This is a genomic window from Exiguobacterium sp. s125 (genome assembly GCF_018618605.1).
Taxonomy (GTDB): domain Bacteria; phylum Bacillota; class Bacilli; order Exiguobacteriales; family Exiguobacteriaceae; genus Exiguobacterium_A; species Exiguobacterium_A oxidotolerans.
The window spans coordinates 52,171-69,806 of the sequence record NZ_JACSMI010000001.1 but is presented as its reverse complement, the minus strand read 5'-3'; the positions used below and the strand labels follow the sequence as shown (position 1 = coordinate 69,806).

Sequence of the window (17,636 nt, the reverse complement as noted above, 5' to 3'; positions counted from 1 at the left end):
GGAACAACTACTGTCTAGAGACCCTTTCAGTTACATAATTATGTAATTTGAATTACTAAAAAACTTTTTTTTACATTTGATAGGTTTGCGATATAGTCGAAGTGGTTATTTAGTACTATAGCAGTACCGTTAAAAGTAGGAGTTGAGCTTCACAGACCATAAGCTTTATCATTAGCTGCTCTACCGATAAATCGATTACATTCTAAAAAAGGAGGTGAAGGATGTCCCTCTCCTGACTAACGTCTTGAGCGTCTGACAACCTATAACATGAACCGAGCTCTCGGGAAAAAAATCATGCAACTACGAAAACAGCATAAGTATACACAAAAGTATCTCGCTGAGCGATGCGGTGAATCGACGACCTCGATTTCTGCCTATGAACGTGGACAACGGATGCCAAGCACGCAATCACTTGAACGGCTCGCCATCGCCCTCAACACGACTGTGATTGATTTGGTTGATCCAGAGCACGTCCAGCATCCGACCCTTAGTGATTTCATGAGCCAATCGCTCGAACCATCGAAACCAATCGACTTTAAGTTTGTCCTCGAAGATATACTCGTTCACCTTACACTCTCGAATGAAGTTTACTTTAACGGTCGGTTACTATCACATGAAGTCCGTGAAGAGATGGCTGTCTCGGTCAATCAAGCCCTACAGCAAGGTCTCGAATCAATCGAAGTCTAAAAAACACGATGAGAAGTAGACAGGAACTATTCCCGTGCACTTCTCATCGTGTTTTTTTAGTTCAATCCGGTTTGACGATATGATGAATGTATAATGTTTCCTCTTCATATGTGGCTTCTAACAAACGACTAAAAAAAGAAGACTCTTTACTCTTTTCCGCAAGAAAAACCCGCTCGAACTTTTGGTGGGCTTGTTCAACGAAGCTAAATTTTAGTTCCCGCTCCTTCGATTTAAACGTCAAATATGTGCCGATTTGACCGAATGCATCCGGAAAGGTTTGCTCTTCCATGAATTGAAACGTTTCTTCCGGAAATAAGGTAGAGATGAATTCAAAACAGCTGGCTTGTATAGTCCGTGATTGTGCCATTTTTTTATCCATAACGTATTGATCCTCCGAATTTCATGATGGCTGCCCCTAAGTGATGAACTAGTTTAAATAATACCCTGACTTTAGACCCATTCAAACTAATATTTAAAATATTTTTTTAATCATTCTTCATTAAAAAGTCTAATCCGTACTTTAATCCTTAAACAAAAACAAGGGAGCAGATTATTAATCTGCCCCCTGTTAAAATTCATCCTAATTTATCAAATTCTAAGATGTGTACGGTTTTCCCTGCATATAGAGTACGTCCTGCATATTTCGATAGTTTCGCGAATTCAAAGAGAGTGGTTGGTTCATAGAGATGCTCGACAGCATAACTGACTTTCTCATCCTGATCAGATTTCAGATAAAGATTTAGTATCAACCGCTCCCCCTCCACCTTCTGTCCATAGAATAGAGCACAGTCCTTTACACGTTTTGAAGCGATCGGTTGCGTCTGTTGCTTTAAATGCTTGGCATTATGAACATTCACTAACAGTTGACCATCTGTCGTCAGAAGCTGGCGGATGTTTCGGAAAAATAACAGTAATTCGCCGCGTGAATACCGGGCAACCGTCGTCCCAGGCAAAATCAGCTTCTCAAATGCTTCATACCCGACAGCGTCGATTAAATCATAACTAAGACCGTATACTTTATGCATAAACCGTGAAGAAATTCCATTCAATCGGCCGGCTTCCGGTTCGACGAGATACAAATCATATCCTTCCTCAGATAACGTGTTGAACAAGCCCGGATCAAACGTTCCATAAACGAGGACACGGTCATTCCGATTTAAATACCGGCGATAAAATGTCAATTCATCGATTTCTGCCAGTTGCATCGTTTCCTGATGCAGACGCATGAAACGGTTATCTGCGTTGAAATCATCGAGCACGGTCACTCTCGAATAACTTCCTTTTCGTGAAAATGGTCCAAAGAGTGGTACGTCACCCATGATACATCAACTCCTTATAGGCTTGAATGGCTGTTTCATAATCAGAACCGAGGCGTTCCGGCAATACATCGAACCGGTCTTTTTGATCGGCTTCTAAAATCCATAAAAAGACTTCATCTGTTTCAAACAGCTGGTTCGTCGTCAGTTCGAACACGAATGCCCCTTCGCGATTTTGAATGCCAATCATCGTCAAGGGACCGAGCTTTCCGGGCGTCCGAGGTAAATCCAACTGGGTATATGGAGTGACAAACTGACTTTCGGTCAAGAAGGCCGAGGCCAGCTGATACAGTAAAGGATACAATGCGAGCTGAAGGTGTGGCGCGATCGGTGCGAATGTCTCCCGTTGACGATGACGCAACTGACAAATATCAATCTCTTCAAGCCCGCTCAAGCAGATTTGTTTTCCGTAATCTGCACAGACGCCGTCTTTAAAAATAAATAGCCGATGAGACACGGTCATCCCGGTGAGTGTCGCATAATCGAGAATCCCCATATAGTGTCCCGGGTTCGGTACGCGGCTCGTCGTCTGCCACGTTTCGAAGGCAGCTTCTATTGCCGTTCGACTGACGACGGCAAGGTGTGCCTTGATGTCGAACGACAGGGTATCCGAGAAGGCGACCAAGACCGGAACGCGGCTCATCAGTTCAATGACCGGTAAATCGTGCCGTGTTGGTTGGTCGATGTACAGTAAGCTGTTGATCGTCATCTGATCGAATAGTGCCGGATTGATGGAATTCAGTAGACTCGTCTCTTCTGCGTAAATATGCCGGAGTGGTTGCGGATGACGGGACGTCGCGTCCGGATAGACACCTGTGAATAAAGACATCAAGGCATCTTGTAAGGCAATCGGTTGTGAGTCAGCGAGCGGTTCTTCGAACGGTACCGTGATGCCGTCTAAAAAATACGGATCCCCAAACAAAACGTCCCCCCGGTCATTAATCAAATGAAACTGGACATGCAGCATCCGTTGTTGAAGATAGGCGACGAGTCGCATCGTCCGTTCGCCGGTCCCCCGAAGAATGAACAAATAGTGTTCAAATTCTTGAAAATCCATATAATCCAGTAAATCAAGAAACGTGTGCACATTGTAATCGTAATGATCGAACGAAAAACGATGCGACTGACAAAAAGCGATGAAGTCCGCTGTCGGTTCAAGCTGGTGGAGCCAGCCTTCACTCTCAGCGAGTACAGTAAGTCCAATCATGTTCATTCTCCTTTCATCTGAGTGTGTAAAAAAATGGCTTCAAACCGTAACGAACGGAATGAAGCCACGCCGTTAATGGACGTTTTTTTAAGATGTTTTAGTGCGACGTTTCGTCACCGGTTTGACGCGTTCCATCTCCCGACTAGCCAAGGGTGCGACCGTAACCGTAGAAGCGTTTAAACACCAGCCACAAGATGAAATCGTACGTCGCGATTCTTTAAAAATGAGATTCATAGGAAATACCCCTTTCTTCCGTTTAGAATGGATAATCAAAATCGTTGACGAATTATCACAGTAAAAAGTTGGTTTTGTCCGGGCATCACTTCTATAATAAGGAGATAGACACGTAGTCGAATCCACTTGATAGAAAGGACCGAACCCATGGATCAATTCACGTCACCCCAGATTGGCCTCGCCCTTCGCCGTCTTCGCAAGAAGCATAACTTGACGCAGAAGGATCTAGCGAACGGGATTTGTAGCCAAGCGGAAATCAGTAAGATTGAGAGCGGCACACATTCACCGACGGTTGATTTGTTGTTTGCGTTATCTCGGAGATTACAAGTTCCGATTACCGTTTTTTTAGATCATACCGAACAATATAATTCTTTAAGAACTCTAGATGACTCATTACTCATGAAGTTTAGAAATCTCGAATACGAAATTATTTTCAATGAATCGAAAGAAAAACTAAACAAGTACTCACTTTCAGAAGAAGTCACGCTACTTTACAAATATTACTTTCACCTATGTGCCTATAGACTAGAAAAAATCGATTATCGAACATGCATCGTTGAACTGCAAAAACTTTCTGAAGTATATTCAACGATGTATTATTCTCCTAAAATGCTCATTCGTTTAAAATCTGCAATCGCAACACTTTATTATGAAAATAAAAACTTCAAACGAGGAATAGCAGTTTATAAAGATTTACTAATGCTAAATTTTGATAACGATGAATTAATGATTGACAGAATAAGGATTCTATACAATTTTTCTAAAATGTTGTTAGACATGAATCAAATCTCAAAAGCTTTAACATATATAGAAGAAGGTATATTCGATAGTTTAAGATTCAAAGATATGTCTTTATTAGGTCAATTATTATTTCAGAAAGCATCTGCACTGGAATTTAGCAATGCAGATCTTACTGAAATAAAAGATGCTTATACAAAAGCATATTTACTTTTTGATTTACTAGGAATGAAAGAGTACAAAGAAATTATTTTATTAAATAAACTAAGCTACATTCAAATTAATAGGTAACTTTTAAACAGTGTATTTATAAGAGAATTCTGTTGGTAGGTTGTTTCCCGCCACATCACGCTTCACTGAGAATTCTGTCGGTAGGTTGTTTCCTGCCACGTCACGCTTCACTGAGAATTCTGTCGGTAGGTTGTTTCCCGCCACGTCACGCTTCACTGAGAATTCTGTCGGTAGGTTGTTTCCTGCCACGTCACGCTTCACTGAGAATTCTGTCGGTAGGTTGTTTCCTGCTACGTCTACTTTATTTAAAGAACCAATTGACCCTAATCCGATTGAAGCAGTTAAAGTAAGTGCGCCAACAACAAGACCTAATTTATTTTTCAAGTTCATGATTAATGACCTCCTAATATTTTTATATGGCTTATTGATATCATCATATAACCTTAGGCCCCCTCCAAATATTCGAATACGAATATTATGCGTATTTTGCACATTATTTACACTTCTCATTACTTTAGTCGCGGGTCATACGTCCCGAAAGTTGTGCAATTTTTACATTTAATCCACCTTTGTGTCGGAAATATGTATAAAAATAGATTTTTTAGAATATTCCTTCATACCTATTGTGTTCTTGATCCATCAAAAAAAAGCGGTCTCCCTGACTGAAACATCCAGCCAGGGAGATCGCTTGTTCATTTAGAAGATCGACGCAGTGTAATGAAATATCCTACCCCTAACAGCAGAATCACGCCTAATAAAATCGTACTGATCGTCGTCCGTGTCGGTGATTCCGGTATAAAAATGCCGAGCAGTAAATTAATTGCGGCAATGATCAGTACAAGCCAGACAATTGTTTTAGGTCTCACTGGTGTCCCCTCCATTCTAATGGCGTCATCAATGTAAAGTTCCCGCTAAGAAGACGAGGTCGCTTTTCAATTTCCCGCGGCGATATGGTATGTTGAGAAAAGACCAGTCTTGAAGGAGGAACGATTGTCATGAAAAAACTCGCTGTGTTTTGTGGCTCAAAAGATGGAGCATCACCGCTTTTCAAGGAAGCCGCCGCGACGCTCGGCACGGTGCTTGCGAAACAGGATTACGGACTCGTGTATGGTGGTTCGCGTGTCGGAACGATGGGTGCCGTCGCAGATGCCATTTTATCCGCGAACGGACAAGCCATCGGTGTGTTACCACACTTTTTACAGGAAAAAGAAATCGCTCATCCGAACCTGACAGAACTCCACCTCGTCGACTCGATGCATGACCGAAAAGCAAAGATGGCGGAACTTGCGGACGGGTTTATCATCTTACCAGGCGGTCCCGGAACGATGGAAGAATTTTTCGAAGTCTTCACGTGGGCCCAGCTCGGTCTCCATGAAAAACCGTGCGGCATCTTGAACATCGACGGGTACTACGATTCCCTCATCGCGTTGTTCAAGCAGATGGAAACCCAAGGATTCATCATCCCCGAGCATGCAGCGATGCTGCTCGTCGAGTCGACACCTGAAGCGTTACTCGAGCGTTTTCGTCAATACGAAGCCCCTCACGTCAAGTCCTACTTGAATACGGATCAAACGTAAACAATCTTAATCACTGTTTAAAAGAGGGGGTTCCCCTCTTTTTTTAAGTTTCCCACTCCGCGACGTACTTCTTCAGTAATGCTTTGACATCCTCTTGAATCTCTTCGTCCTTCAACGCGAAGGCAAGCGTCGTCTCGACGTACCCCATCTTTTCGCCGACATCAAACCGTTCTCCTTTGATGTCATACGCATAGACGTCCTCAATTCCATTCAAGCGTTCAATCGCATCCGTCAATTGAATCTCGCCCCCTGAACCCGCCTGTTGCGTCTCCAAGTACGTAAAGATCGCCGGTGTCAAAATGTATCGTCCGATGATCGCCATGTTCGACGGCGCCGTACCTTGCGGCGGTTTTTCGACGAATTGCCGGACGTGGTACCGATTCCCGATTTGTTCAATCGGATCAATGATCCCGTAGCGATGTGTATGCTCCGGTGCGACTTGTTGGACGCCGATGACGGAGGACGCTGTCGTCTCATACTGATCAATCAATTGTTTGAGACCAGGACGTTCTGCGACGATCAAATCATCACCGAGTAAGACGGCGAATGGTTCATTCCCAATGAAATGACGGGCACTCCAAATCGCATGTCCAAGACCTTTAGGTTCCTTTTGCCGGATATAATGGATTTCTGCCATCGTCGTCGAGGCGTCGACTTCTTTCAATAGCTCGAGCTTCCCTTTTTGCCGTAATATGTTTTCGAGTTCCGGTGCATGATCGAAGTGGTCTTCGATCGCCCGTTTGTTTCGTCCCGAGACGATGATGATTTGTTCGATTCCTGAAGCAACGGCCTCCTCGACGATGTACTGAATCGTCGGCTTCGTCAAAATCGGAAGCATTTCTTTTGGCATCGCTTTCGTCGCCGGCAGGAAACGTGTTCCGAGTCCCGCTGCCGGAATGATGGCTTTTCGAATCTTCTGCATCCCGCGCCCTCCCTTATGCTGAATCGTCTAACGCTGTACTGTCCGTTGTACTACTTCTTTTTTTGATTCGCGTTTCCCTGTTTCCTCGACAAAAAAGACCAGTGACACAAAACGTATCACTGGTCGTTGGTGTTTAAAATAAGTTGGCGATTGCGTCAGTCAGTGATGCAAATGATGGCGTTTCATCGATGACCATCACACTGCCGGCTGCGAGTACGAGCAGCCCGAGTCCGGACAAGATCCAGCCTGGATGTTTGACCGTATCTTCAGCATCGACGTTCTGCTTACGCGGTGTCGCGTTTTCTGCTTGTTCCTTTAAGCGATCTTTGCGGTACTGGTGTTGCTCGTCTTTCGACAGTTTCTTGTATGACGTCAAAAACTGCTTATACTGCGGCACGACTTCTTTTGTCGTCCCGTCGAGTTTGACTTGACCGTACTCGAGCCAGATGACACGTTCACAGAAGTTGCGAATCTGTGACAATGAGTGGCTGACGAAGATGATTGTCTTGCCTTCGTTCTTGAATTCATTCATCTTATCGATACACCGGTTATAGAACGTTTGGTCCCCGACCGATAATGCTTCATCGACGATCAAGATATCGGCATCGACGTTGACGGCGATCGCGAAGCCGAGACGCGACTTCATCCCGCTCGAATATTTTTTAATCGGTTGGTCGATGAAGTCCCCGATGTCCGCAAAATCGATGATGCCGGGCATCCGGCGGTCGATTTCCGCGTCGTCCATCCCGAGCATCAAACATTTGAGCCGGATGTTCTCGCGCCCCGTCAAGACACTCTTCAGTCCTTGCGAGACGGCGATGATCGCGACTTCACCATTGATTTCGACGTCACCTTCGTTCGCATAGATGATACCGGAGATCAAGTTCGATAGCGTCGACTTACCGGAACCATTGATGCCGACGAGACCGACGACTTCTCCTGATCCGATGTCGAGCGTGACGTCACGGAGTGCCGTGAACGTCTTCACGCTCTTGCTTTTACTTTTGAATAACAACTTAAATTTTTCTTTCGTCGTCGTAACCATGTCAAACCGTTTCGTGACATGTTCGAGTTTTATCATAGACATAGCGATTTCCTTCCCTTAAACAAGCTCGGTGAATGATTTACGGAACTTAATGTGTAAGTAAGTTCCGGCTGTGAACAATAGAAGCGTCACGCTCCAGAAGTAAAGTCCCGTCGGCCATTCCTGCCAGACCCAGGCACCGCCCAGTAAACTCGACCGGTAGCCTTCGACTAGGTAGAAGACCGGGTTGAGACGAAGCAGACCATGTAAGACGTCCGGGAATCGTTCAATGTTCCACAGAATCGGTGTTAAATAAAAGAGCATCCGCATCATCGATTGTAAAAAGAGTTGAATGTCTTTGACGAGCGTAATCAATGTCGAGAAACAAAGTGAGAACGCGTAGACGAAGATGTACGTCGCCGCCATGTAGTACGGCAACTGGAGCAGCTTCCACGTCATCGGGATTCCGTTAAGCAAGATGACGACGAAGACGATCAATAACATCGCGAAATGCTGGTACATCCGCGACAAGATGACATATGACGGAATCGCACTCATCGGGAAACGCATCTTCGTCACCATCGCGAGCCGGTTGTTGATCGAGTTCGAACCCCGGAGTAACGCGTCATTGATGAAGAACCAGACGACAATCCCGCAAAGAAGCCAGACGATGAACGGCGTGTCGCCATCAACGTTCTTGTTGCCTTTCAGACCGACACCAAACACGAACCAGTAAATAAAGATTTGTAATCCGGGATTGAGCAGCTCCCACAACAGACCGAGCCGTTGCTCCGCATGCGCCGATTTGATTTCGTACCGTGCCAGGCGCCGAATCAGTGGAAAATTCTCCACTTGTTCGCGGATGATGTTTTTCATTTCTTTCAACATAAGTTAAGTTCCTTCCGATCCGTAGAGGTACATGTATTTTAGTTCAGTTACTTCCAGTCAAAAATGACGGATTCGATTCGCGATCGTATCAAACGAATGCGATCCGTTAGCAGTGCCTCTCGCCTGCCCGATTCGATTATTCCCCCTCTCTGCTTGAACAAATCTTTCATATTAAAAGTCGTCGATAACGACCATACACTTAGTCAATTCTAGCCATCGTTAAAAATCGTGTCAATGTATTGAGGAAACCGACACTAAACTGTAGCTTTCTAAACGACAAAAAAACTGCCCTCATCGATGTCCTAGGACACGTCACGGAGACAGCTCAAAATCAATTACATGCATACTACCAATCGTCGTCGGAGGTGAAGATAATCCCCATCCGAGTAAGGCAATCATCAAACAGAGGATCAAAACGACTAAACTTCCTCGAATCGCTTCATTCATTTTCAGTTGATCATCCTTTCACACGTTAGTCCATTACTTTATATGATACAAGAGAGAGGCACTAAAAACTACAAGCAAATTATCAAAAAATGGGAATGACACATAAACTTCTCGCAGTTTTTTATTTCCTTTTGAATCAATCCGACATATAATGAAAGCGTTATCATTTAATTTTCACTCACTTTTTCAGTGTCTGCAGTCTAACAAGCAAACCTCTCCAATGGGTTGTCCCGTCGTCCGACCTAAGAATTTACGTTTTTTACAAAACATTATCCGCACAGTGCTTTCTAAAACACTTATAGTAGAAGAAGAGGTCAACGATCGCATTTTGACCTTGCATTCATATACCCCACTTTGAAGGAGGATTTTTACGTATGTACAAATCAAAACCGCTTTACGCGGCAGCTGTCGCTGTCGCCTTGACGACATCGGCAATCGTGCCGGTTGCGCAAACTACTGTCTCTGCTGCAACCCATGTCAAAGTCAAAACGGTCAAACTCAAGTCACTCGTCTTCAAGAAAGGTGCCCCGGTTAAATTACCTGCTACATACAAGGGCGAAAAAATCACGTGGAAGAAGTATGACCGTCACATCTTTAACCGTTTCCAAACGGTAAAAGGGACATACGGGAAGAAGAAATCACCAATCGAAGTGAAGATTTATATCCAAAACTATGCCGTCAAGTTCGTCGAGAGCGTGAAAGAACAGACGATCTACGTCGGTGAAAAACCGGTCTTACCGAAAACACTGGCTGTTCTTTATGCAACAGGCCGTGTCTATGACAAACCGGTCCATTGGACAAAAGTCGATACAGATGAAGCAGGCGTCAAATATGCGGTCGCAAAATACACACGTCTCGGTAAAACAATCACACTCAAAGCAAAAATCAATGTCCTCGACGTCAACAAGGATGATTTCTCAATCGGTTTACTCCACACGAATGACACACACGCGAACCTCGACAAAGCAGCGAAACGTGCAACTGTCATCAAGGAGCTCCGTGCGAGCTACAAAGCAGCCGGCAAACCGTCACTCTTACTTGACGCAGGAGATGTCTTCTCAGGCTCACTCTACTTCAATAAATTCCGTGGTCAAGCTGACCTCGAGTTGATGAACTACATGAAATACGATTTGATGACGTTCGGTAACCATGAGTTCGATCTCGGGGACCAGGACAACCATCAAGCCCTTCAGGATTTCGTTACGAACGCGAAGTTCCCGTTCATCTCAGCGAACGTCGATTTCAGCAAAAACGAACTGCTTGCGGGACTCCAATCGAAAACAATCACAGCCGGTCCTGACAAAGGACGGATTTACCAAGGTGTGATTAAAGAATACAAAGGACAAAAAATCGGCTTCTTCGGGTTAACGACAGAAGAGACTGCGGAAATTTCAAGTCCGGGTACGGTCGCTTTCGCGAACTACATCGAGAGCGCAAAAACAGCCGTCAAAAAACTTGAAGACCGTGGCGTCAATAAAATCGTCGCGTTGACACACATCGGTTTCGATGACAATGCTGCAGTCGACAATGATCAACTGCTCGCACGTAATGTTGACGGCATCGACGTCATCGTCGGAGGACACTCGCACTCGAAACTTGAAGCGCCAGTCGTCGTCGACGAAAAAGACGTTCCAGGTAAAACAGAACCGACAATCATCGCGCAAGCGTATCAATACGGTGATTTCCTCGGAAATCTCGATTTGACGTTCGACTACAAAGGGAAATTAACAGAGTACAACGGTTCGCTGATCGACGTCTCTAAAGCAGCAGAAGACGCGAAAGCTGCGGAAATCCTCAAACCATATGCGGATCAAATCGCTGAACTGAAAAACGAAGAAGTCGGGGCGAACATCGTCAATGAACTCACAAACCCGCGTGGCGAAGTCAGTGTGCGTAACAGCGAGACGGCACTCGGTAACTTGATCACAGACGGCATGCTCAAAAAAGCTAAAGAATACAACAAAGATGCTGTCATCGCGATGCAAAACGGTGGCGGTATCCGGGCAGCAATCAATGCCGGACCACTCACAGTCGGTGAAGTCTTAACGACACTCCCGTTCGGTAACACACTCGCGACTGCGAAAATGACAGGTGCAGAAATCAAGGACCTCCTTGAAATCAGCATCGGTGTCGCTCCAGTCGAAAACGGTGGGTTCCTCCATGTATCGGGTATGAAATTCGAATACAACAGCAAAAATGTTAAGGGCGAACGTGTCACGAAGATGGAAGTCGACAACAACGGGACACTTGAAGCAATCAATCCTGCGAAGACGTACGTCATCGCGACGAATGCTTTCACTGCGAAGGGCGGCGACGGTCTCACACCATTCGCAACTGCTTATGCAGATGGACGCGTCACGGATCTCGGTCTCTCGGACTGGGAGAACCTCCGCGACTTTACAGCATCACTTAAAGAAGTCGATTACAAAATTGAAGGACGCATCGTCGATACAGCAACGATGCTCAAATAAGAGACAAGACACAACGAAAAGACGCTTTCCCTTTACCGGGAGAGCGTCTTTTTTCATAACGTTTGCGGTACATTTTGTTTCAGTAAAAGAATGATGTCGTCGAGTTCATATTCTTCCGCAAGCATTAACGGTGTATAGCCTTCCTCGTTCTTAATCGTCAGGTCTGCCCCTTTCTCAAGCAACAGCTTTACGGTCTGCTTGCCTTCACCTTCAACGGCATGGTGGAGCGGCGTATAGCCGTCCTCATCTTGCTGATCAATTTTCTCACCTTGTTTCAAGTACAAGGCGACGAGTTCCTGATTGTTACTGTAGACGGCCGTGATAAACGGTCGCTCCCCGAAGTCGTTAATCGCATCGACGTCGCTGCCGGCTTTAATCAAAGCGTCAAACACACCTTCAAGCCCCTTACTCGACTTTCGGTATCCGAGGTAATGCAGGGCCGTATCACCGTCAGCATCGACGGCCTGCATATCACTCGTCGGTAACAGCTGTTCGATTTCCTCGAGCGTCCCCTTTTGAATCGCCGCCATCAGTTCCGTTTCACCTAAGTCCTGCTCGATTCCGGCTTCTTGTTCGACGAATGTCGTCAAGTCAGCAAACAGTTGCGGGACTTGTCGACCGACGACAGCAAGCCCGAAGAGCGCGACCAGCGTTCCGCTCATGACGAGCCCTCGGACGATCCAACGCATCGTCTGCCGATGTGCAGCATCGATTCCGGTCGCTTGTAGACGCCGTAAGACGTCCGGTTGCTTCCGAAACAGTTGTGCGATTTCTGTCGCGAGTGATGCCCTTGCTTGTTTTTCTGTTATGTAGACGTTCATATCAAGATTTTCCACTATCGTCCGACCGACCGTCGAACTGATGATGCCACGTACGGCAACGTCACGCGGGACCCGTCGAAGCGCCATCCGGTCGACCGTTTCCTCACAGGCACGTACATAGGCCGCGCGTAAAAAGGGCACCCAGCTTCCAAGCAGGAGGACAAGACGTTTTTCATGATGATTCCGTTTGACGTGCGCGAGTTCTCGGATGATCAAAAATTCACCGGTATCGTCAAGCGACTGGTACGACGCGGGAAGCAACAGCGTATACTTTTGCAAAAAATAGACGATTCGTGGTGTCGTCAGCTGTGGATGGTCGATCAAATAGGTCTCCGGCATCCGCCAAAGTCCGAGTTCTTTCGCCTGATGCGCGACTCGGGATTGAAGATCGTAAAACAAGACGTCACTCACACGAACTTGTTCACTCCGTAACGCCGTCAGCTGGATCCACTTTCTCATCACAACCAGTCCGAGTACTACAACCACTCCACTTACTATCATCAGTCCAACCATCGGAAATTCGATGACGAGAACGAGTATGCCGCATGCCGTCACGATTGACGTCAGGAGCAACAACCAAAAATACACATGCTCGCGTCTTACAACCGGTTCCTTTTGACGGATTGATTGATTCGTTTCATTGATGTCGTGCATGGTCAGTCTTCGACCCCTTTCTTCACGAATGGCCTCTTCACCACTCTTCCCTATCATACCGATAATCCCAAACGGATTCCAAGTTAATTATTGTTAATTCTCAAAAAAACTATCTAAATATATCTTCCACTTAGATTACGAGACTTTCTGAATGGGTCAAATGATTCATGATTTCATTTCAAAAAATATTCAAAAAATAATAATTTTCAGAACAATCCCGCATTTAACAACACTTTTTATCGTCATTCTAATCGAAAAAATTAATAAACCATTCGACCCATATACTATTTATTATAGGGTGAGACGAAAGTCTCTCTTTTAGATTGCCATTCATTTGTAAATACCATATAATAACTACTAGAATGAAGAATATGGGAGTGGATATCATGGGATTACTGAATCTGTTCAACAAAGAATATACCATCCAATACCATGTCATCGAACGCGAAGAAATCATTGAAACCGATCGCCTGATCATCCGTGCGAGTGATCACACGACTGCCCGCAAAAAAGCAGACAACATGCTTCGAAAAGAGTACGGTCGGACACAATACAAAATCGAGTGGGTCCAACGCTTTTAACTGAATCAAAACATCCCCCGTCTTCTCAACTGTTGTTGAGGGAACGGGGGATGTTTTGGTTAGCTCGTTCGTTGATAGTCCATTTTGACGATCCGGTCCGCCTTCAGGAAAAGCCGGAGTCCCGTGTAAAGCAGGATCCCGACGAACGCCCCGCTCCCGTCAATCAAGACGTCACCGACAAGCGGCGTCCGTCCACCGGTCAAGAGTTGATGGAACTCATCGAGCACGCCGACGGTCATTGCTGTCGTAAAAGCAAAAAAGGCAGCAGGGACCGGGCGATAACGTCGCATCCGCAACAAGTGGACCAGACTGATACCGAAGACGAAAAACAGACCCGCGTGCATGCCTTTACGGATGAAGAACTCGACGAATGCGGCCGGTCCGAGTGCTGCGACACTGATCGGGACTTCATAATGAAACGAGACGAACGAAAACGCATCGACCCAGCCGAGCGGGACATGGTTCGTCAAAAATGGAATCAAGGATTGTTGTTCATACGTCATCGAGCTAAAACCAAACAATGCTAACAGGATGGCACCTCCTGTGACATAGGCAATCGGTATCCGACGCATGTAGCATCCCTCCTTCTACTATCGGAATAGCTTACCATGAAAAACGACTTGGAACCTACGCCTAAAGACGGAGACAAAAAAGCGCTCACCCGTTTAACAGGTGAGCACTTTGCTTAGGATATAGATGTTTTCGGTTCACGCAACAGATGTTTGACTTCGCGAAACGTCACGAACGTTTTATTTTTAGCATCATATAGTTTATAACGAAGCGACTTGAGACTCGAGAATAAGCCGATCGTCGTTGCTTTTTGAAGGGGTGGTGTCGCCGTATGGGCTTTTTCTAGATGATAGTTCGGGACACGCGGACTTAAGTGATGGACGTGGTGGAAGCCGATATTTCCTGTCACCCACTGTAAAACTTTCGGCAACTCGTAGTACGAGCTTCCTTCGATCGCGGCTTTGACGTAGTCCCATTCGCTTTCATCCTCGAAATACGAGTCTTCAAACGTATGCTGAACGTAGAATAACCAGATCCCGAGCACGCCCGCTGTGAACATCGTTGTTCCTTGGATGATCAAGAAGGCCTGCCAACCGACGACATAAATCATGACGGCATACAAGACGACGAGTGACGCATTGATGACGTGTGTGTTGATGCGTTCTTTTTTCCGTGCGTCCTTGCGATTGAAGCGGCTGACGACGAGAATCAACAACAATGGTCCGAGACCGAACATGACGAGCGGGTTCCGGTAGAGACGATACTTCAACCGTGTCCATTTCGATGCTTCGACATACTCTTCGATCGTCATGACCCAAATGTCACCGACGCCACGTTTATCGAGGTTACCACTCGACGCATGGTGGATTGAATGCTCGCGTTTCCATTTTTCGTATGGGAATAACGTCAAGATTCCTGTGATTGTCCCGACGATCGCATTTGCTTTCTTGTTTTTGAAGAATGACCCGTGCGTACAGTCATGGAAGATAATGAATGTTCGGACGACGAACCCGGCTGCGACGATCGCAAGCGGAACCGCAAGCCATACTGAGATTTTGAGTGCTTGGTAGGCGAGAAACCAAGCGACGAGAAACGGTAGGATCGTGTTGATCATCTGCCTGACACTCGCTTTTATGTCTGCCTTTTCAAACGGCGAGACATGTTTACGAAGCTGGGCGATTTTTTCTTTACTCATGTGTTGCTTCCTCCTCGAATTCAGTTACAGCGTTCACGACGCTAATGAGATGATGTGCTTGAATGAAACCAGGAAACGGCGTTCGTGACGGTGAATTCGTAACATCCACATGATACTCGACCCGACCGATATAGTTATACGCTTAAATATTTTTTATACCAGGTAATTATAGCACATGTTATAAAAAATAAAGCAGGAATTCTCAAATTGATGAAGATACAAGCAAAAAGCCCACGACGCATCGTGAGCCTTTTGGCTGTCGTTACATTCTTTTCAGCGGCTTAACGGCTGGCCCTTCGAGCACATTTCCTTCGTAATCGAACCGGGAGCCATGACACGGACAATCCCATGACCGTTCGCCGTCGTTCCATTTGACGTCGCAACCGAGATGCGTACAGGTCGTCTTGACGAGATGCAGTTCACCCGTCTCGTCCCGGTATCCGCCGACCGTCTTCCCGTCATGGCGGACAAGTCCACCTTCGTCGCGTGCTAACGCCTCCGCCTCTTTCTCGCCACGTGCGACTTTCCCTTTGACGAGTTCGAGCGCGACATCGGCATTGTTTTTGACGAACTGTTTCGCATCCTGCTTGCTCAACTTCGACCGGTTCGGATCGAACAAGGACAGGTAGCGGTTTGATTTCCCGGTCAATAGATCGGCTAAGAGACGACCTGCCGCGATCCCGTTCGTCATTCCCCACTTGGCGAATCCTGTCGCGACGAACAGGTTCGAGTCGTCACTCGTCATTTGACCGACATACGGGACTTTATCGAGCGAAATCAAATCTTGCGCCGACCAAAACTGTTCGATTGCTTCGACCCCGAACTCGGCTTCCGCGAACTGCGCCAACGTTTGATAATTGGCTTTCGTATGTGTCTCGTGTCCCGACAAATGGTTTTCCCCACCGAAGAAACCGAGTGTTCGTCCATCTGCCGTCTTTGCATGCCGGAGTGAGCGACTCGGTTGATCGGCACTCATGAACATACCGTCCGGAAACGTTGCATCGACGAAGCCGGAGACGATATACGATCGGTGGACTTCGAGTTTTGAAAAATAGAGCCCTTTTAAATCATTGAACGGGAAATGCGAGGCGACGATGATCTTTTTCGCTTCGATTTTACGTCCGTTCTCAACGACGACGGTCGGCGTCCGTTTTGTCTCGACCGATACGGCCCGTGTCTGTTCGTATAACTTACCGCCATTCGCTGTGAAGTACCGGGCGAGTCCTTGTAAGTACTTGACTGGATGGAACTGGGCTTGATTACGTAAGACGACTGCTTTTTCAACCGGATAGGGCAACTTCGCTTGCACTTCCGCCGTCGCCTCTCCCCCGTCCATTCCGAGTCGGGCATAGGCTTCGATTTCTTTTTCGAGTTGACTGGCCTTTTCTTTTGAGGACGCGACGTACAGGTACGCATCCTGCGTCTCAAGCTCGCAGTCGATGCCGAGTCGTTCGACCTGCTCACGTAAAAACTCAATCGCCTCTTCATTCGCCTGAAAATAGAGGCGCGCTTTCTCTTGGCCGATTGTCTGAATCAATTGATCATAAATCAAACCGTGTTGCGATGAGACTTTTGCCGTCGTATACCCGGTCGTCCCGCTCGCGACTTGATCCGCTTCAAGCAGCGTCACGGCATATCCGGAATCAATCAACTGGACCGCTGCGACGAGTCCTGCAATGCCGGCACCGATGATGACGATGTCCGTCGTACTGTCTGTTTCTAATTTCGGATAAATCGTATGTTCAATCGAAGTGCGCCAGTATGATGTTGGAAATCCGTCAAGTCGCTTCATTTTTTCCGCCTCCGTAAATGTTGGTTTCTTTTCATACAACTAACATTTACTTTTACCCTCTCTCTCACAAAAACATTCACAATCTGTATTTTCCAAAGAAAACGAGCGATCTAGAACATGGCTATTTTCTTTCGCGTTATATACGATTATTTATTTTTACTCGCCGATTTCATATTATATCTTCTTGATAAATAATCATTTCCAAAAACAAAATTTGTAATCTATTTTTAATTTTTGGTTAATGGAGAATATTTATATGACGAATTGTAATATTAAGTACAACACCTAGAAAAAAACACAAAAAGTGTACGACCTCATGTAGAACTAATCAAACACTTGTC

Annotated in this window: 18 protein-coding genes; 5 read left to right on the top strand and 13 right to left on the bottom strand. The window is 46.0% G+C overall.

Annotated features, from left to right (window positions below; all coding sequences use genetic code 11):
* Positions 1–267 precede the first annotated feature (267 nt).
* Positions 268–687, top strand: coding sequence for a helix-turn-helix domain-containing protein (locus tag KNQ05_RS00330; protein ID WP_214804262.1), 420 nt, complete (start codon positions 268–270; stop codon positions 685–687).
* A gap of 61 nt (positions 688–748) precedes the next feature.
* Here KNQ05_RS00330 and KNQ05_RS00325 read toward each other — a convergent pair whose 3' ends face one another.
* The 3 genes from KNQ05_RS00325 to KNQ05_RS00315 form a co-directional block, all read right to left on the bottom strand.
* Positions 749–1,066 carry a hypothetical protein gene (locus tag KNQ05_RS00325; protein WP_088837893.1) on the bottom strand — a complete coding sequence of 106 codons (318 nt, stop codon included), beginning with the start codon at positions 1,064–1,066 and terminating at the stop codon, positions 749–751.
* A 196-nt stretch (positions 1,067–1,262) separates the two neighbouring features.
* A complete protein-coding gene (locus KNQ05_RS00320) occupies positions 1,263–2,006 on the bottom strand; it encodes a hypothetical protein (protein WP_088837894.1) in 744 nt (247 codons plus the stop codon).
* Complete coding sequence (locus KNQ05_RS00315; RefSeq protein WP_214768964.1) at positions 1,999–3,210, bottom strand: hypothetical protein; 1,212 nt, start codon at positions 3,208–3,210, stop codon at positions 1,999–2,001. Before KNQ05_RS00315 ends, KNQ05_RS00320 begins: the two co-directional genes overlap by 8 nt.
* A gap of 381 nt (positions 3,211–3,591) precedes the next feature.
* Here KNQ05_RS00315 and KNQ05_RS00310 point away from each other — a divergent pair, with 381 nt between their 5' ends.
* The gene (locus KNQ05_RS00310) at positions 3,592–4,473 is read left to right on the top strand and encodes a helix-turn-helix domain-containing protein (protein ID WP_214804261.1); all 882 of its coding nucleotides are present in this window, start codon (positions 3,592–3,594) and stop codon (positions 4,471–4,473) included.
* Positions 4,474–4,476: 3 nt separating this feature from the next.
* Here the strand turns inward: KNQ05_RS00310 and KNQ05_RS00305 are convergent, their stop codons facing one another.
* Positions 4,477–4,803, bottom strand: coding sequence for a hypothetical protein (locus KNQ05_RS00305; RefSeq protein ID WP_214804260.1), 327 nt, complete (start codon positions 4,801–4,803; stop codon positions 4,477–4,479).
* Between the two features lie 302 nt (positions 4,804–5,105).
* Positions 5,106–5,279: a hypothetical protein gene (locus KNQ05_RS00300; protein ID WP_167331091.1), complete on the bottom strand. Its 174-nt coding sequence runs from the start codon at positions 5,277–5,279 to the stop codon at positions 5,106–5,108.
* A gap of 129 nt (positions 5,280–5,408) precedes the next feature.
* Here KNQ05_RS00300 and KNQ05_RS00295 point away from each other — a divergent pair, with 129 nt between their 5' ends.
* Positions 5,409–5,990 carry an LOG family protein gene (locus KNQ05_RS00295; protein WP_088837898.1) on the top strand — a complete coding sequence of 194 codons (582 nt, stop codon included), beginning with the start codon at positions 5,409–5,411 and terminating at the stop codon, positions 5,988–5,990.
* Between the two features lie 43 nt (positions 5,991–6,033).
* Here the strand turns inward: KNQ05_RS00295 and galU are convergent, their stop codons facing one another.
* The 4 genes from galU to KNQ05_RS15740 all read right to left on the bottom strand — a co-directional run bounded on the left by galU (position 6,034) and on the right by KNQ05_RS15740 (position 9,271).
* Complete coding sequence (gene galU / locus KNQ05_RS00290) at positions 6,034–6,912, bottom strand: UTP--glucose-1-phosphate uridylyltransferase GalU (RefSeq protein ID WP_088837899.1); 879 nt, start codon at positions 6,910–6,912, stop codon at positions 6,034–6,036.
* 133 nt (positions 6,913–7,045) lie between these two features.
* Entirely contained in the window at positions 7,046–7,999 is a 954-nt protein-coding gene (locus KNQ05_RS00285) for an ABC transporter ATP-binding protein (protein WP_088837900.1), read from the bottom strand.
* A 15-nt stretch (positions 8,000–8,014) separates the two neighbouring features.
* Positions 8,015–8,824, bottom strand: coding sequence for an ABC transporter permease (locus KNQ05_RS00280; protein WP_088837901.1), 810 nt, complete (start codon positions 8,822–8,824; stop codon positions 8,015–8,017).
* Between the two features lie 312 nt (positions 8,825–9,136).
* On the bottom strand, positions 9,137–9,271 hold the full coding sequence (locus KNQ05_RS15740; protein ID WP_255407413.1) for a hypothetical protein: 135 nt from the start codon (positions 9,269–9,271) through the stop codon (positions 9,137–9,139).
* Positions 9,272–9,645: 374 nt separating this feature from the next.
* On the opposite strand from KNQ05_RS15740, the gene KNQ05_RS00275 reads away from it, so the two are divergent.
* Positions 9,646–11,742 (top strand): 5'-nucleotidase C-terminal domain-containing protein, encoded by a 2,097-nt coding sequence (locus tag KNQ05_RS00275; protein WP_214804259.1) that lies wholly within the window; start codon positions 9,646–9,648, stop codon positions 11,740–11,742.
* Positions 11,743–11,795: 53 nt separating this feature from the next.
* Here the strand turns inward: KNQ05_RS00275 and KNQ05_RS00270 are convergent, their stop codons facing one another.
* Complete coding sequence (locus KNQ05_RS00270; RefSeq protein ID WP_251132460.1) at positions 11,796–13,217, bottom strand: ankyrin repeat domain-containing protein; 1,422 nt, start codon at positions 13,215–13,217, stop codon at positions 11,796–11,798.
* Positions 13,218–13,603: 386 nt separating this feature from the next.
* Between KNQ05_RS00270 and KNQ05_RS00265 the strand changes: the two genes are divergently transcribed.
* Positions 13,604–13,798, top strand: coding sequence for a hypothetical protein (locus tag KNQ05_RS00265; protein WP_088837903.1), 195 nt, complete (start codon positions 13,604–13,606; stop codon positions 13,796–13,798).
* Positions 13,799–13,857: 59 nt separating this feature from the next.
* On the opposite strand, the gene KNQ05_RS00260 is transcribed toward KNQ05_RS00265, so the two are convergent.
* The 3 genes from KNQ05_RS00260 to KNQ05_RS00250 all read right to left on the bottom strand — a co-directional run bounded on the left by KNQ05_RS00260 (position 13,858) and on the right by KNQ05_RS00250 (position 17,295).
* On the bottom strand, positions 13,858–14,370 hold the full coding sequence (locus KNQ05_RS00260) for a VanZ family protein (RefSeq protein ID WP_088837904.1): 513 nt from the start codon (positions 14,368–14,370) through the stop codon (positions 13,858–13,860).
* A gap of 113 nt (positions 14,371–14,483) precedes the next feature.
* On the bottom strand, positions 14,484–15,503 hold the full coding sequence (desA, locus tag KNQ05_RS00255) for a Delta(5) desaturase DesA (protein ID WP_088837905.1): 1,020 nt from the start codon (positions 15,501–15,503) through the stop codon (positions 14,484–14,486).
* A 262-nt stretch (positions 15,504–15,765) separates the two neighbouring features.
* Positions 15,766–17,295, bottom strand: a complete 1,530-nt coding sequence (locus KNQ05_RS00250) for an FAD-dependent oxidoreductase (RefSeq protein WP_088837906.1) — start codon at positions 17,293–17,295, stop codon at positions 15,766–15,768.
* Positions 17,296–17,636 lie beyond the last annotated feature (341 nt).